General features: G+C 72.1%; 15 protein-coding genes and 1 other RNA gene. 12 read left to right on the top strand and 4 right to left on the bottom strand.

Annotated features, from left to right (window positions below; translation table 11 throughout):
• Positions 1–27: 27 nt before the first annotated feature.
• Together ACPPVS_RS16910 and ACPPVS_RS16905 are read left to right on the top strand one after the other, a co-directional pair.
• The gene (locus ACPPVS_RS16910) at positions 28–1,323 is read left to right on the top strand and encodes an alpha-glucosidase/alpha-galactosidase (RefSeq protein ID WP_426593392.1); all 1,296 of its coding nucleotides are present in this window, start codon (positions 28–30) and stop codon (positions 1,321–1,323) included.
• On the top strand, positions 1,320–2,171 hold the full coding sequence (locus ACPPVS_RS16905; protein ID WP_426593391.1) for a class II fructose-bisphosphate aldolase: 852 nt from the start codon (positions 1,320–1,322) through the stop codon (positions 2,169–2,171). The genes ACPPVS_RS16910 and ACPPVS_RS16905 overlap by 4 nt, the downstream gene beginning before the upstream one ends.
• Before the next feature lie 2 nt (positions 2,172–2,173).
• On the opposite strand, the gene ACPPVS_RS16900 is transcribed toward ACPPVS_RS16905, so the two are convergent.
• Positions 2,174–3,235 carry an amidohydrolase family protein gene (locus ACPPVS_RS16900; RefSeq protein ID WP_426593390.1) on the bottom strand — a complete coding sequence of 354 codons (1,062 nt, stop codon included), beginning with the start codon at positions 3,233–3,235 and terminating at the stop codon, positions 2,174–2,176.
• Between the two features lie 131 nt (positions 3,236–3,366).
• Between ACPPVS_RS16900 and ACPPVS_RS16895 the strand changes: the two genes are divergently transcribed.
• From ACPPVS_RS16895 to ffs, 7 genes are all read left to right on the top strand, one after another.
• Positions 3,367–4,245 (top strand): SIS domain-containing protein, encoded by an 879-nt coding sequence (locus tag ACPPVS_RS16895; RefSeq protein WP_426593389.1) that lies wholly within the window; start codon positions 3,367–3,369, stop codon positions 4,243–4,245.
• Positions 4,246–4,268: 23 nt separating this feature from the next.
• Positions 4,269–5,591, top strand: coding sequence for an ABC transporter substrate-binding protein (locus ACPPVS_RS16890; RefSeq protein ID WP_426593388.1), 1,323 nt, complete (start codon positions 4,269–4,271; stop codon positions 5,589–5,591).
• Between the two features lie 2 nt (positions 5,592–5,593).
• Positions 5,594–6,553, top strand: a complete 960-nt coding sequence (locus tag ACPPVS_RS16885; RefSeq protein ID WP_426593387.1) for a carbohydrate ABC transporter permease — start codon at positions 5,594–5,596, stop codon at positions 6,551–6,553.
• On the top strand, positions 6,553–7,443 hold the full coding sequence (locus ACPPVS_RS16880) for a carbohydrate ABC transporter permease (RefSeq protein ID WP_426593386.1): 891 nt from the start codon (positions 6,553–6,555) through the stop codon (positions 7,441–7,443). Before ACPPVS_RS16885 ends, ACPPVS_RS16880 begins: the two co-directional genes overlap by 1 nt.
• Positions 7,440–8,375, top strand: coding sequence for a carbohydrate kinase family protein (locus ACPPVS_RS16875; RefSeq protein WP_426593385.1), 936 nt, complete (start codon positions 7,440–7,442; stop codon positions 8,373–8,375). The genes ACPPVS_RS16880 and ACPPVS_RS16875 overlap by 4 nt, the downstream gene beginning before the upstream one ends.
• Positions 8,372–9,295 carry a 1-phosphofructokinase family hexose kinase gene (locus ACPPVS_RS16870; RefSeq protein WP_426593384.1) on the top strand — a complete coding sequence of 308 codons (924 nt, stop codon included), beginning with the start codon at positions 8,372–8,374 and terminating at the stop codon, positions 9,293–9,295. The genes ACPPVS_RS16875 and ACPPVS_RS16870 overlap by 4 nt, the downstream gene beginning before the upstream one ends.
• Positions 9,296–9,378: 83 nt before the next feature.
• Positions 9,379–9,475, top strand: an RNA gene (gene ffs / locus ACPPVS_RS16865) — signal recognition particle sRNA small type.
• 47 nt (positions 9,476–9,522) lie between these two features.
• Here the strand turns inward: ffs and ACPPVS_RS16860 are convergent.
• On the bottom strand, positions 9,523–10,488 hold the full coding sequence (locus tag ACPPVS_RS16860; protein WP_426593383.1) for a type IV toxin-antitoxin system AbiEi family antitoxin domain-containing protein: 966 nt from the start codon (positions 10,486–10,488) through the stop codon (positions 9,523–9,525).
• 240 nt (positions 10,489–10,728) lie between these two features.
• Positions 10,729–11,151, bottom strand: a complete 423-nt coding sequence (locus ACPPVS_RS16855) for an Lrp/AsnC family transcriptional regulator (RefSeq protein ID WP_426593382.1) — start codon at positions 11,149–11,151, stop codon at positions 10,729–10,731.
• Between the two features lie 79 nt (positions 11,152–11,230).
• On the opposite strand from ACPPVS_RS16855, the gene ACPPVS_RS16850 reads away from it, so the two are divergent.
• From ACPPVS_RS16850 to ACPPVS_RS16840, 3 genes are all read left to right on the top strand, one after another.
• Positions 11,231–11,824, top strand: coding sequence for a LysE family transporter (locus tag ACPPVS_RS16850; RefSeq protein WP_426593381.1), 594 nt, complete (start codon positions 11,231–11,233; stop codon positions 11,822–11,824).
• Between the two features lie 97 nt (positions 11,825–11,921).
• A complete protein-coding gene (locus ACPPVS_RS16845) occupies positions 11,922–12,605 on the top strand; it encodes an ABC transporter ATP-binding protein (protein WP_426593380.1) in 684 nt (227 codons plus the stop codon).
• Positions 12,602–13,960, top strand: coding sequence for an FtsX-like permease family protein (locus ACPPVS_RS16840; protein WP_426593379.1), 1,359 nt, complete (start codon positions 12,602–12,604; stop codon positions 13,958–13,960). Before ACPPVS_RS16845 ends, ACPPVS_RS16840 begins: the two co-directional genes overlap by 4 nt.
• A gap of 101 nt (positions 13,961–14,061) precedes the next feature.
• Here the strand turns inward: ACPPVS_RS16840 and ACPPVS_RS16835 are convergent, their stop codons facing one another.
• On the bottom strand, positions 14,062–14,667 hold the full coding sequence (locus ACPPVS_RS16835; protein ID WP_426593378.1) for a hypothetical protein: 606 nt from the start codon (positions 14,665–14,667) through the stop codon (positions 14,062–14,064).
• Positions 14,668–14,686 lie beyond the last annotated feature (19 nt).

Genomic DNA, 14,686 nt, shown 5'->3' with positions numbered 1-14,686 from the left:
ATCGCTCAGCCCGACGATCATCCAGGCATGGCCAAGATCGCGTTCGTGGGCGCCGGGAGCGTCGTGTTCACTCGTCAGCTGGTGGCGGACCTGCTTCGGTTCGGCGACCTTGAGCTCGACCTCGCACTGCACGACGTCGACGCGGAACGGCTCGCCGTCGCCGAGGGCACGGCGCACCGGCTGGTGCAACAGCTCGGGCACCCAGCGACCATCACGGCCACGCTCGACCGCCGGGCGGCCCTCGACGGCGCGGCCTTCGTCATCAACATGGTGCAGGTGGGCGGGATCGACGCGACGATCACCGACCTGACGATCCCCGCGCGGTACGGCCTGCGGCAGACCATCGGCGACACGACCGGGGTGGGCGGGGTGTTCCGCGCGCTGCGCACGTTCCCCGTGCTCACCGGCATCCTCGAGGACATGCGCGCGGTCTGCCCGGACGCGCTGCTGCTCAACTACACGAACCCGATGGCCATGAACGTGTGGTGGGCGTCCGTCGTCGCGCCGGACATCCGCACGTTCGGGCTGTGCCACTCCGTCTACTGGACGGCGCACGACCTGGCCGAGCTGCTGGGCCTGGACGTCGAGGAGACCCGGTTCCGCGCGTTCGGCGTGAACCACCAGGCCTGGCTGACGGAGTGGACGCACGACGGCGAGGACCTCTACCCACGGTTGCGCGCGAAGATCGAGCAGGAACCCGAGCTCGAGCGCCGGGTGCGCGTCGAGATGTTCCGCCGCATCGGGTACTACCCGACCGAGACCAGCGAGCACTCGTCGGAGTACCTGTCGTGGTTCCTGCGGTCCGACGAGCAGGTCGAGCGGTTCCGCATCGAGCCCCTGCAGTACGTCGGGATCAGCCGCGAGAACGTGGCGGAGTTCGAGCAGGCCAAGACGCTGCTCGCCGCCGGGTCGCCGCTGCCGCTCGAGGGCGGCGCGTCCGAGTACGCGCCGCAGATCATCCACTCGATCCTGACCGGCACGCCGCGGGAGATCCACGTCAACGTGCCCAACCACGGGTTGATCGACAACCTGCCCGCCGGCTCGGCCGTCGAGGTCCCCGCGCTGGTGGACGCGGCCGGCGTGACGCCGGTCGCGATGGGTGCGCTGCCGGTGCAGTGCGCCGCCCTCAACCGCACCTACCTGTCGGTCGCGGAGCTGACCGTCGAGGCCGTGCGGACGGGCGACCCGCGCCTGGTGCGCCAGGCGGTGCTCGTCGACGGCAACGCGAGCTCGTCGCTGACCCCGACCCAGATCTGGGACCTGTGCGACGAGCTCGTCGCGGCCCACGGGGACCTGATCCCGGAACCGCTGCGGGCACTGTGACTGCGGCACGCACCCGGGACCTCGTCGACGACGCCGTCCGTCGACGGACGGCCGTGCTCTGCTTCAACGTCATCACGCTCGAGCACGCCGAGGGCATCGTCGCCGGACTCGAACGCGCTGGCTCAGCGGGCCTGCTCCAGGTCAGCGAGAACGCGGTCCGGTACCGGGAGGGCCGCGCGGGTCCCCTGCTCGCGGCGTGCCACGAGCTGGCGGTCTCGGCGTCGGTGCCCGTCGGGCTGCACCTCGACCACCTGCAGGACGCGCGGCTGCTGTCCGAGGGCGTCGCGTCGGCGTCGCAGTACGGCGTCACGTCCCTGATGGTCGACGCCGCACACCTGGACTACGCGCAGAACGTCGCGACGACGGCCGCCGTGACTCGCTCCGCGCACGCGGTCGACCTCTGGGTCGAGGCGGAGCTCGGCGAGGTGGGCGGCAAGGACGGCGCCCACGCGCCCGGCGCGCGGACCGACCCCGACGAGGCCGCCGCGTTCGTCGCCGCCACCGGCGTCGACGGGCTCGCGGTCGCGATCGGCTCCTCGCACGCGATGACCAGCGCGACCGCCCGTCTCGACCTCGACCTGCTCGCGCGGTTGTGCGCCGCCGTGCCCGTGCCGCTCGTGCTGCACGGCTCGTCGGGCGTCCCACCCGAGGCGCTCCAGGACGCCGTCCGGACGGGCATCCGCAAGATCAACGTGGGCACCGCCCTCAACGCCGCGCTCACCGCACAGGTCCGGCTCGCGCTCGCCGCGGACGGCCGGCTCACCGACCCGCGCCGCTATCTCGCGCCTGCCCGGGAGGCCGTCGCGGCCGTGGTCGCGGCGAGCTGCGCGACGATCGACGCCGCCTGACCTCAGAGCCGCAGGATGCGGCGCGCGTTGCCGGCGTACAACGCCTCGAGTGCGGATGCCGACAGGTGCAGGCCCGAGACGGTCCACCGTCCCTGTGGAGGCACGTCCTCGCCGGGCGCGTACTCGAACGCCTCGTCCGCGGTCTCCAGGAACCGGACGTGCGTGAGGACGGCCTCGTCGGTGAGCGGGAAGGAGTCCGTGCCGAACAGCACGCGGTCGGGGAACTCCTCGACCAGTCGACGGGTCCGGCGCGGCTGCCGCCCGAGCTCGGCCATCCGCCCGGCGACGTCGATGTGCCAGTTCGGTGCGGCCTGCAGGAGGCGTTCGACGCGGTCGAGGTCCTCCGCGACGCACCCGGCGTGCGCGCCGATATAGGTGGTCTGCGGCGTCGCCAGCACGAGCGTCTCGAGGGCCGTGAGCAGGCGGTCGAACGTCGGGTGGACCGCCCGGTCACCGAACCACCAGTCGGGGTTGGCCTGCAGCTCGTCGATCCGCTCGTTGTCCGCATCGACCGGGTCGAAGAACGCGACAGGGTCGGCGACGTGGATGAGCACCGGGAGCCCGAGCTCTCCGGCGAGCCCGAGGGTGCGCACCACCCGCTCGTCGTCGGGCAGCACCAGCGCGCCGGTGGCGTCGCGGACGGTCAGCCCGAGGTTCTTCCAGACCTTGACGCCGCGGGCGCCCCGCCGGGCTGAGTCGCGCAGCTGCCCGGCGAGCAGGGCCTCACCGTCAGGTTGTGCGAGCACGGTCCAGTCGAGCTGGCAGAACGTGACGAAACGCGTCGGGTGCGCGCGGTCGTAGCGGTCGAGGTTCGCCTCGAGCTCGTCGCCGCGCATCCCGTCGAGGTTGACCACCGTCGCCACGTTGCGTCGATCCATGAGGTCGAGCAGCGCGCCGACGTCGGGGGCGGTCCAGCCGGGCGGCGTGAGCCATCGGCCCAGGTGGTTGTGCACGTCGACCGACGGCACAGCGGTGCGGCTCACGTCCGTGACCTGCGCGGCGAGCCTGCTGCGCGGGTGCCAGTCCGCCACGCGAAGGTGGGCGGCTGCGGTCCAGTCGGGCATGCGGTGTCCTCTCGCGCTCAGTCAAAGTGAGCGTTTGCCGCAGTTTCATTGCGGATCGATCACTCAGGTACGCAGTATTGCGCACACGGCACCGGCGTCAACTCCGGAGCCGGAGACGAGAGGGCAACACCGTGAGCAGCAGCATCACCGCGCAAGAGATCGCGAGCCAGCCGGTCGTGTGGGCACGCGCCCTGCAGGAGGCGTCCGGGGCGATCTTCGGCCGGCCGGGAGAGAGCGTCCTGATCCTCGGCTGCGGCACGAGCGCCTTCGTCGCAGAGTCGCTTGCCGTCCTGCGCGAGCAGGCGGGACTCGGCCTGACGGACGCCGCCTATGCGTCCGAGTGGCGTCCGGGTCGCCGGTACGATCGGGTGCTCGTGATCAGCCGCTCCGGCACGACGAGCGAGGTGCTCGCGGCGCTCGAGCTGGTCGAGGCCGGCACCCGGACGGCGGCGATCGTCGGGGTCGCGGACAGCCCGGTCGCGCGGCGGGTGGACGAGGTCCTCCTGCTCGACTACGTCGACGAGGAGTCGGTGGTCCAGACGCGGTTCCCGACGACGACCTTGATGATCGCTCGCTCGATGTTCGGGGACGTCGTCGTCCCTCTGGTCGCGGCGGCCCGACGCGCGCTCGAGGAGCCACTGCCCGTACCCGTCGACGGAATCGACCACGTCGTGTACCTCGGCACCGGCTGGACCTACGGCCTCGCACAGGAGGCAGCCCTCAAGGTCCGGGAGGCCGCGCAGGCGTGGTCGGAGTCCTACCCGGTGCTCGACTACCGCCACGGCCCGATCGCGGTGGCCCACCCGGGCTCGCTCGTCACGATCTTCGGCGCGGCCGACCCGTCGCTCGTCGCCGACGTCGAGGCCACGGGTGCACAGGTGCTGACCAGCGACGAGGACCCGCTCGTCCAGCTCGTGCAGGCGCAGCGGTTCGCTGTGGCCCTGGCCGAGAGCCGAGGCCTCAACCCCGACACACCCCGCCACCTCACCCGCTCCGTCGTCCTGTCCTGAAACGCCGACCCGAGGAGATCGAGTTGTCCCCCCAGCGCTCGCCCCGTGCACGTCTCGCCGCCCTCGCTGCGGCCACTGCCGTCGTCTCCCTCGCCCTCGCGGCCTGCTCCGGCGGATCCCCGAAGGGCGCCGCGACGTTCGACCCCCAGGCCAAGACGACCATCACCTGGTGGACCGGCCAGGCCGACCAGGCCGAGACGATCCTCGAGGGCCTGGCCAAGGACTTCGAGAAGCTGCACCCGAACGTCACGGTGGACGTGTCCTCGGGCGCGCCCTCGACAGACGAGCTCCTGCAGAAGCTGTCCGCGGGCTTCGCGGGCGGCACCTACCCGGACGTCTCCTACGCGTACGGCTCCTGGGCGAGCGAGCTGCAGGGCTCGAAGCGCACGCTCGACATCACGGAGCAGGTGAAGGACCCGGACGTGAAGTGGGACGAGCTCCCGGCGTCCGCTCAGCAGACGGCCCAGCCCGACGGGACGACGACGATCGGCTTCCCGGCCGTCGTCGACAACCTGACGCTGATCTACAACAAGGCGGTGTTCGATGCCGCAGGCGTCGCTTATCCGACTGCTGACTGGACCTGGGACGACTTCCGCGCGGCGGCGAAGAAGCTGACCAACGCCGACACCAACACCTACGGCTACGGCTACTCGGTCTCGGGATCCGAGGAGACGACGTGGCAGTTCTGGCCGCACCTCTGGCAGAACGGCGGCGAGATCCTCTCGGCCGACCAGAAGACGGCGACCTTCGACTCGGACGCCGGCGTGAAGGCTCTGACCCTGCTGCGTGACATGGCCGTCGACGACAAGAGCGTCTACCTCGACCAGACTGACACCAAGGCCGCCCAGCTGTTCGCGAGCGACCGGATCGGCATGATCACGTCGGGTCCCTGGACGCTCTACGACCTGCAGACCGCCAAGACGAGCTACGGCGTCGTGCCCCTGCCGGGCACCGACGGCAACCACGAGAGCGTCTCCGGCCCGGACCTGTGGGTGCTGTTCGACCACAAGGACGCCAACCGCGCGCACTGGTCGTACGAGCTGACCAAGTGGCTGACGTCGGCGGAGCAGGACATCAAGTGGAACGTCGCGTACGGCAACCTGCCGCTGCGGCCCTCCGAAGCGCAGTCGCCCGAGTTCCTTGCGCAGGTCCAGGCGCTGCCGGGTCTCGACGTCATGGCCGCCAACATGGTCAACTCCAAGCACGCACGGCCGACGGTCAAGGGCTACGTCAAGCTCTCGGAGGCCATCGGCTCCGCGATCTCCGAGGTGCTGCAGGGCCAGGGCGACCCGGCCGACGCGCTGAAGCAGGCCGCCGCCACCTCGACGCAGGCCCTCGGAGGGTGACGATGGCGAGCACGACGGCGGGTCGCCGCGGCGCGTTCCTCCCGCAGGCGCACGCGCGGCGCGCGGCGGTGACACCCGGTCGCCGGAAGGAGCGTCGTCGGGCCGGGCTGCAGGGATGGGGGTTCGTCGCCCCGGCGATGCTCATCGTGCTCGGCCTCTCGATCTTCCCCGCGGCCTGGGCGTTCTGGTTGTCGCTGCAGAGCTGGGACGGCTTCTCGACGCCGACCTGGGTGGGCATCGGCAACTACCAGCAGATGGTCACGGACGCCGCCCTGCGGGACGCGGTCGGGCACACGATGCTCTACACGGCGCTGTTCGTGCCGGCGTCGGTGCTCATGGGCATGGGCCTGGCCATGCTGCTGAACCGCTCGCTGTTCCTCATCGGCTTCTACCGGACGGCGATCTTCCTGCCGTTCGTCGCCTCCGCCGCGGCGACCGGCATCCTGACGACGTACCTGTTCAACCCGCAGTTCGGGCTGGCCAACACGGTCCTGCGGGCCCTGCACCTGCCACAGCAGGGCTGGCTCGAGGACCCGTCGCAGGCCATGGTCGTCATCACCCTGATGTCGTTGTGGGGCCAGGCCGCGTTCACCACCGTCATCTACCTGGCGGCGCTGCAGGACATCCCGTCGGAGCTCCTCGAGGCCGCCCGCATCGACGGCGCCAACCGGTGGCAGTCGTTCTGGCACGTGACGTTCCCGCAGCTGGCGCCCGTCACCGTGTTCGTCACCGTCTGGCAGGTCATCGAGGCCATCCAGCTGTTCGACCTCGTCTACACGACGACGCGCGGCGGACCCCTCGACGCGACGCAGACGATCGTCTACTACCTGTGGCAGACGGCCTTCAAGGACCTCGAGTTCGGCTACGCGTCGGCGGTGGCGTACGGCCTGTTCGCGGTGACGCTGATCATCACTGGCGGCGTCGTGCTCTACTCCCGTCGCGCGAAGGTGGAGGCGTTCTGATGGCGGTCCAGATGCTCTCGCGCACCCCGGTGCCCGACACCCCCGACGACATCCCGCTCGCCCGGAGCCGCGCTCGTGGCCGTCGGCACTGGTGGTGGCACGTCCTGCTCCTCCCGATCGCGCTGCTCTTCGCGCTGCCGTTCGTGCAGATGTTCCTCACCGCGCTCACGCCCGCCTCGGAGATCAACAAGTTCCCGCCGAGGCTGATCCCGTCGTCGCTGACGCTCGACGGCTTCACCAAGCTGTTCGCCGAGTCGGACATCCTGCGCTGGCTGCTCAACACCGCGATCGTCTCCACCGTCGGCGTCGTGTCGCACCTGGTCCTGTGCTCGCTGGCGGGCTACGGGTTCGCGCGGCTGAAGTTCCCCGGTCGCACGTTCGGCTTCCTCGCCATCGTCGCGACGATCATGATCCCGACCCAGCTGCTCATGGTCCCGACGTACGTGATGTTCGCCAGGGTCGGCCTCATCGACACCCTCGGCGCCGCCATCGTCCCCTGGCTGGCGTCCGCGTTCGGCATCTTCCTCATGCGGCAGTTCTTCCTGTCGCTCCCGGCCGAGCTCGAGGAGGCGGGGGTGCTCGACGGCTGCAGCCGGCTCGCAGTGTTCTGGCGGATCGTGCTGCCGCTGGCCAAGCCCGCGATGGCGACGCTCGCCATCTTCACGCTGCTCGGCTCGTGGAACGACCTGGTCTGGCCTCTCATCGCGATCAACGACCCGGCCCACTTCACGCTCCAGCTCGGCATCACCAACTTCCAGGGCGATCGCCGCACGGACTGGTCCCTGCTCATGGCCGGCAATGTCGTGGCCACCCTGCCGCTCATCGTGTTCTTCCTCATCGCCCAGAAGCAGTTCATCGCGACCATGACGTTCTCGGGGCTCAAGGGATGAAGAGCCGTGCCCTCGTGCCCGCCGTGCTCGTCGCCGGGGACGCCAACGTCGACCTCGTGCTGCGCGGCGACGTGGTGCCTCGGTTCGGGCAGGCCGAGCAGCTGGTGTCGTCCGACGGCCTGGTCCTCGGCGGGAGTGCGTCGATCGTGGCGTGCGGCCTGGCCCGCCTCGGTGTGCCCACCTCACTGGTCGCACGCGTCGGGGACGACGCCCTCGGGCAGTTCCAGCTCGACGCACTCCGTGCGGCGGGCGTCGGGACGTCGCAGGTCGAGGTCGACCCGTCGACGCCGACCGGGCTGTCGGTCATCCTGTCGGCCGCCGACGACCGCGCGATCCTGACGGTGCCGGGCACCATCCCGACGCTGCGGGCCTCCGCCGTCCGGACCGCGCTCGCCGCCACCGGTGCGCGTCACCTGCACGTCGCCTCGTACTTCCTCCAGCCGACGCTCGCTGCCGAGCTGCCGGTGCTCCTGGCGGAGGTCCGTGCTTCTGGGGTGACCGTCAGCCTGGACACCAACTGGGACCCGGCGGACGCCTGGGACGGCGTGCTCTCGCTGCTCCCGCTCGTCGACGTCCTGCTGCCCAACCTGTCCGAGCTCCGTGCTCTCGGCGCGGTCGCGGGTGCGACCGGGTCCGATCTCGAGGTCGCGCATCGGCTGGCGTCGTTCGGCCCGCGCGTGGTCGTCAAGGCCGGCGCGGACGGCGGCTGGTCGGTGGGCGCCGGCTTCTCGGTTCAGGCGCCTGGGCTCCCGGTCGACGTCGTCGACACCACCGGCGCCGGCGACTCCTTCGACGCCGGCTACCTCGCGGCCGTCGCGCACGGCATCGACGACGAGGGGGAGCGGCTGCGCTGGGCCACGGTTGCGGGCTCGCTGTCGACCCTCGAAGCCGGTGGCACAGGTCGCCAGGCGACGCTCGACGATCTGCGATGATCACCGCCGCCGCCGTCAGCCCGTCGCTCGACGTCACCTACGAGGTGGACGAGCTCACCGGCATCCAGCGCCCGCTCGCGGTGCACCGGGTGGCGGGTGGCAAGGCGCTGAACGCCGCCCGCGCAGCGGCGCTGCTCGGGTCGTCGGTCGGGGCGGTGGCGGTGCTCGGCGGCGGGACGGGCTCGGTGGTCGCTTCGCTTGCGCGCGACGACGGAGTGGACCTGCGGGTCGTCGACGGCACCGAGCTCACGCGGACGTGCGTCAGCGTGCACGCGCGGTCGACGGGTGCGCTGACCGAGATCTACGAGCACGCGACGCCGGTCACGCGAGCGGTCTACGACCGGTTCCTCGCCGTCCTCGGGGCCGACATCTCGGCCCGAGGCGGCTGGTGCCTGGTGAGCGGGGGCGTCCCGGACTCCCTCGGACCGTCGCCCCTGCGCGAGCTCGTCGACGCCGTCTCCGGTGCGGGCGGGCGCGTCGCAGTCGACAGCCACGGCCCGGCGCTGCTCGCGCTCCTGGCGTCCGGGGGTGTCGACCTCCTGAAGGTGAACCGCTCGGAGGCCTGCGAGGTGCTCGCCGTGCCCGCCGACACTCCCCTCGCCGACCTCGTCGCCGGGCTGCACGCTCTGAGCCGAGGAGTCGTGGTCGTGACCGACGGGGTCGCCGGCCTGCGTGCCACCGACGGCTCGTCGACGTTCACCGCCGTCGTGCCCGACGTGGTCGGTCAGTTCCCCGTCGGCAGCGGCGACTCCGTGCTCGGCGCGCTCGTCCACGCCCTCGACGACGGCCGCGGTCTGGACGACGCGTTGCGCCTGGCGACCGCCGCTGGGTGCGCCAACGCCCTGGTGCCCGGCGCCGCGCGCTTCGATCCCGCGGTGGTCGCACGCCTCGCGGCGGAGGTCGTGCTGCTCGCCGCGTGACTGTGGTGGTGTGAGTGGTGTGCACCTCACCGGGCCGGCTCGTGGACGCGTCCTGGCGGGCGTAGAGCTGGGCTAGAATTGCCGACGACCCCTCGTGCGGCGTCATCTCGCTGAACTCCCCCAGGGCCGGAAGGCAGCAAGGGCAGGTGAGCTCTGACGGGTGTGCGGGGGGTCCTTTCATGCCCGACGCCGCGCGCCCGGGCCCGCCCTCGCGCACGAGAACGCACTTACCGACGTCCGTTCCCCGTTTCGCGTCGATAACTGCGTTCTCGATCGGCGCGCAGGGCCTCGCGGACCGTGCGGCCTACCAGCCCGCGCGTCGCCAGGTCGGTGCTCGTGAAGCGGAGCAGGTCGACATCGCCGCGAAGAAGCATCGCGTTCTGGCGTATCCGGTCGCGGTGCAGCGCGTCGGGCTGATCGTGGAACTCGCGGCCATCGACCTCGACGACGAGCCATCGGCCACCGACCAGGCGCCAGGCCAGATCACCCCGGCCGAGGAACGTCCCGTCGTGGGCGGTCACCACGAGCTGGAGCTCGTCGGGCGGTATCCCGGCGTCGATGCACTCGAGCCGAGCGAACGTCTCGAGCGGCGACTCTGCCCTGCCGTCGACGAGGGCCAGCCACTCGATCGCCTCGATGCAGTTGCGCCGACCCCGCAGCCGCGGCGCCAGCTGCTCGACCATCGAGAGACGACCCCGATGGACCAGGTCATCGAGGACGGCAACGGCGTGCAGCCGGCCAAGCTCGGGCAGGGCGGTGACCAGGGCGAAATGCAACGTCGCGATCTGCCGATCGCCGAACCTCTCGGACTCGACAGTGCTGAGCTGCCGGACGCGGATGCCATCACGCCCGAGGCCGGAGCGCCCCGACGGCAGTGCGACCTCGGGCTGAATGTCGCGCGGAAGGCCGTTCGCGCCGTGCAGCGCGAGCGCGCACGATCCGACCGCTATCGCGTCCGGTCCGTAGGCGAGCATGCCGAGCCACGCGGCGCGTCGCCGTCGATGTTCGGAGGCACGTCGGCGGTCGCGCGAGGGGTCGACGTCGTAGACCCCGCGCGTGACGCGAGCCCAACGACCGGCGCGTACGAGCCGCCGCCGCATGCCAACCGTCACGCCGATCGCGTCGCACTGGTGCGACGCGAGGAGGTCCTCCTGCCGAAACGCGAGCGAGCGAAGCGAGACGGGAACATTCACGGACCGATCGTGATCACCGGACCGGCGCGCGGGTCACCCCATGGCGCACGCTGTGCGCGACGGTGGGCTGTGGTCGCGTCGCCAGCGCGCCGAGCCGACGTGGCGGCCGACGCGGAACGCCAGACCGACGTCGAGAACACAGTGATGAACGCCCCGACCGTCAGCGGCGTCGATAACTGTGTTCTCGACGCCCGGTCCGGCGGCGGCGCATGCGACACGCGGCCACCCGTCGGCTGCGGCTCAGCTGCGTAGGGCCAGGCGGGTGAAGGTCTGGCTGGCGCCCGCCTCGCGCTTCAGGCCGCGGACCAGGTGGTCGAGGGCCGACGGGTCGGCGACCACCGCGTGGAGCAGGTAGTCGTACGAGCCCGTCACGTGGACCGCGTCGAGCACCTGCGGGAAGCCGCGCGCGATCGCCGCCGAGAACTGTTCGTTCGTCGTCCCGTCGGCCAGGCGCACCTCGACGAACACCTCCAGGCCCGCCGGCAGGGACGTCGCCGCGCCCGTGAGGATGGTGAAGCCGCGGATGGTCCCGGTGTCGACGAGGCGCCGGACGCGGTTCGCGGCGGCGTTCGGCGACAGGCCGACGCGCTCGCCCAGGTCGCTGTACGGAATCCGCGCGTCCGCGGTCAGCTCGCGAAGGATTGCCTCGTCGATCGGATCCATCCGGCGATTGTCGCAGTTCGGCGACGATATCCGCACTACCGGTGTGACGTCCTCGGCCACTGGGACGGACGCTGGGCCCGTGCACCCCTTCCTTCTCGGCGCGCTCGCCGGGCTCGCCGTCGCGATGCCCGTCGGCCCGGTCGGCGTGCTGCTGATGCGCAGCGCCCTGGTCGACGGGGTGCGGGTCGCCGTCGCTGCGGCGTTCGGGATCGCGACGGTCGACCTGCTCTACGGGATCGGCGCCGTGGCGGTCGGTGCGCCCGTCAGCCGGCTGGTCACGGCGCACGAGGGACCGATCCGCATCCTGAGCGCCGCGGTGCTCGTGTCGGTCGGCGTGGTCGGCCTGCTGCGTCGACCCGCGAAGCCTCCTGTCGCCGTCGAGCAGCCCCCGGCGTCGTCGCACGGCACCTACCTGAGGTTCGTGGGTCTGACGCTGGTCAACCCGCTCACCGCCATCACGTTCGCCACCGTCGCGGTCGGCATGGCCGCCGACGTGCGCGGATCGTCGGTCGCGTTCGTCGTCGGCGTCGGGCTGGCGTCCTTGGCCTGGCAGCTGGTCCTCGCGCTGAGCGGTGGGCTGCTCGGGCTTCGTCTGTCGCAGGCGGCGCGACGTCGGGTCTCGACGGTCGGGTCGGCGATCGTGGTGCTGGTGGGCGTGTCCGTCCTCATCTGACAGGGGGATCGGCGTCCGCCTGTGGTCGCACGGCCGGTCTCCCACGCCGCGACCCTGGCCCGACGCCGTCCCGCCCAGGAGCGGCGACGGTGGACGCATGAGCATCGAACCCCGCCTGGCCGCGCGCGGCCTGGTCAAGTCCTTCGGCAGCACGACCGCGCTGGCGGGCGTCGACGTCGACCTCGCGGACGGGGAGTCGCTGGCCGTCATGGGCCCGTCCGGCTCCGGAAAGTCGACGCTGCTGCACTGCCTCGCGGGCATCCTCGTCCCGGACCGTGGATCGGTGTCGCTGCGGGGTCGCGACGTCGGCGCGCTGAGCGACCGCGAACGCTCGCTGCTGCGTCGCCAGCACTACGGCTTCGTCTTCCAGTTCGGCCAGCTGCTGTCTGAGCTGCCCGCGGTGGAGAACGTCGCGCTGCCGGCGATGCTGCTGGGCGCGAGCCGCAAGGACGCCACCGCGCAGGCAACCCGGTGGCTCGGTTCGCTCGGGCTCGCCGGGATGGAGGGCCGGCGCCCGGGCGAGCTGTCGGGCGGTCAGGCGCAGCGGGTCGCCGTGGCGCGCGCACTGATCACGGGGCCCGCGGTGGTCTTCGCCGACGAGCCGACCGGCGCTCTCGACCAGTCGACCGGCCACGACGTCATGCGCGTGCTGGTCGAGACGACGAGGGTGGCGGGGGCGTCGCTCGTCGTCGTGACCCATGACGCGCAGGTCGCCGACTGGTGCGACCGGCGGATCGAGGTGCGCGACGGCGTCGTCGTGGGCAGCGCGGTCCGTCGATGAACCCCGTCGTCGCCCTCGCGCCCCGGTTCCAGCGCGCCGGCGGCCGCGACTCGCGCGTGACCACGTCGCTGGCCGTCACGGCGTTCGCCGTCACCACCGGTCTGACGCTGTCGGTGGTGGGTGGCCTGCTCGGGTTCGTCGCGCGTGCCCACGAGCCCCTGGCGCCCGGCCAGAACGACGTCCGTTCCCTGTACGAGATCCTCGCGTGGGTCGCGGTCGTCCTGCTGGTGGTCCCGCTGCTGACCCTCGGCGGCAGCGCCGCGCGCCTCGGGGTCGCCCGCCGCGACGCCCGGCTGGCCACGTTGCGGCTGCTCGGTGTGACGTCGCGCGAGGTGGTCGTGCTGACCCTCGTCGAGACCGCCTGGCAGGGGCTCGTCGGGGCCGTCCTGGGCATCCTGCTCTACGTCGCGCTCCTGCCGCTCGTCGCACTGCTGCCGTTCCAGGGCACCACGTTCAGCGTCGGGGAGCTCTGGGTCGGCTGGCAGGGGTTGCTGGTCGCGCTGGTCGCCGTGCCGCTGCTCGCCGGGCTGTCCGGGGCGTTCTCGCTGCGGCGCGTGGCCATCTCGCCCCTGGGCGTCGCTCGTCGGACGTCGCCGAAGGGCATGGGGTTCGTCCGGCTGGTCGTCGCGCTGGTAGGGATCGGGCTGTTCATGACCGTCAGCGTGGTCGGCGGCGCGCTCGGGGCCGCCGCGATCGGCGCCCTGGTAGGTGCCATGGCGATCGGCTTCGCCATGCTCAACGTCGTCGGGCCGTGGGTGCTGGGCCTTGTCGGCAAGGCGCAGCTCCGGCGTGCGACGACGCCGGCGCGGCTCCTGGCTGCCCGGCGTCTGCTCGACGACCCGCGGGCCGCGTGGCGGGTGGTCGGCGGGCTGGGGCTGGCCGGGTTCGTCGCCGGCGCGCTCGCGGTGGTCCCGTCGATCACGTCCGTGGACGCGTCGCAGGACCCGCAGGGCGCCATGCTGCAGGACGACCTGGTCACCGGCGCGCTCGTCACGCTGGTCGTGGCCTTCCTGCTGGCGGCCGTCTCGGCGGGCATCGCGCAGGCGGCCGCGGTGCTCGACCGGCGTCGCGAGATCGCGCTGCAGAACCTGGCCGGCATGCCCGTCGAGCTGCTGGACTCGGTGCGTCGGCGGTCCGTGCTCGTACCGCTGCTGTTCGTCGCGGTCGGCTCGGCGGTGACGGCGCTCGTCATGTTCCTGCCGCTGCTGGGCACCGCGGCTGTCAGCGACCCGACCGGCATCCTCCTGCTGCTCGCCTTCCTGGCCGTCGGGTGCGCGCTGGTGTTCGTCGCGACGGAGACGTCGCGCCCGCTGCTGCGCTCGGTGCTGACCGACACGGTGGTCCGCGCGGACTAGCGCCGCGTCGACGTGACGACCTCGGTGACGGACGGATGCTCATGGGACACGGCCTTCGCCACTTCGTCCCAGGAGCGGCTGGGTGCGCACGCACCCGCCTCCTACCCGAGCGCCGCGCGACACTCGTCGACCGCCTCGACGGCCCACTCGACCTGCTGCTCGGTGCCCCAGCGGACGGCCGCACGCAGGGCCGCCTCGAGCTCGGGCAGGGCCGCGGCCGCGTCTCCCGCTCGCAGCCGCGACCAGCCCAGGTTGTGGTGCAGGCCGACGTGCCAGCGCAGCGTCCGTTCGTCCGTCACGCCGGCCAGGACCGCGAGCGCCTGGGCGGTCCACCCGGCTGCGCGCTCGCCGTCCGAGATAGCGAGCATGTGCAGGGCGTCGACGACGAGGAACGGGTCGACCGTCGCGGAGACCGCCTGCTCGAAGTACGGGATCGCCTCCTGCGGGTGCCCGGAGCTGTTGCGCACACGCCCGCGCTCCAGCGCGACCCGTGCAGCGACGGTCGGTGGGACGGGCTCGACCGTGTCCAGCACCGCGTCTGCCTCGTCGTACTGCTCCTGCAGGCCGAGGCTGCGGGCGACCTGGGTCAAGAGCTCGGCGCGGTCGTCGCCGGTGGTGGCGCCGGCGGCCGCTCGGAGCCGGGCCTCGCTGGCGGCCGGGTCGGCGAAGTCCCAGAGGTCGTCGAGCATGCGCTGGTCGACAGTCACGAACGGATCGTAGGTGTCG

The organism is Cellulomonas sp. McL0617 (assembly GCF_049994875.1).
Lineage (GTDB): Bacteria > Actinomycetota > Actinomycetes > Actinomycetales > Cellulomonadaceae > Cellulomonas.
This window is presented reverse-complemented; position numbering and strand designations above follow the sequence as displayed.

Bases quoted from the DNA above. Each gene is read 5' to 3' on its own strand.
- ACPPVS_RS16910 (WP_426593392.1), top strand. From the start codon at position 28: ATGGCCAAGATCGCGTTCGTGGGCGCCGGGAGCGTCGTGTTCACTCGT.
- ACPPVS_RS16900 (WP_426593390.1), bottom strand. From the start codon at position 3,235: ATGCCCGACTGGACCGCAGCCGCCCACCTTCGCGTGGCGGACTGGCAC.
- ACPPVS_RS16885 (WP_426593387.1), top strand. From the start codon at position 5,594: ATGGCGAGCACGACGGCGGGTCGCCGCGGCGCGTTCCTCCCGCAGGCG.
- ACPPVS_RS16880 (WP_426593386.1), top strand. From the start codon at position 6,553: ATGGCGGTCCAGATGCTCTCGCGCACCCCGGTGCCCGACACCCCCGAC.
- ACPPVS_RS16875 (WP_426593385.1), top strand. From the start codon at position 7,440: ATGAAGAGCCGTGCCCTCGTGCCCGCCGTGCTCGTCGCCGGGGACGCC.
- ACPPVS_RS16870 (WP_426593384.1), top strand. From the start codon at position 8,372: ATGATCACCGCCGCCGCCGTCAGCCCGTCGCTCGACGTCACCTACGAG.
- ACPPVS_RS16855 (WP_426593382.1), bottom strand. From the start codon at position 11,151: ATGGATCCGATCGACGAGGCAATCCTTCGCGAGCTGACCGCGGACGCG.
- ACPPVS_RS16845 (WP_426593380.1), top strand. From the start codon at position 11,922: ATGAGCATCGAACCCCGCCTGGCCGCGCGCGGCCTGGTCAAGTCCTTC.
- ACPPVS_RS16840 (WP_426593379.1), top strand. From the start codon at position 12,602: ATGAACCCCGTCGTCGCCCTCGCGCCCCGGTTCCAGCGCGCCGGCGGC.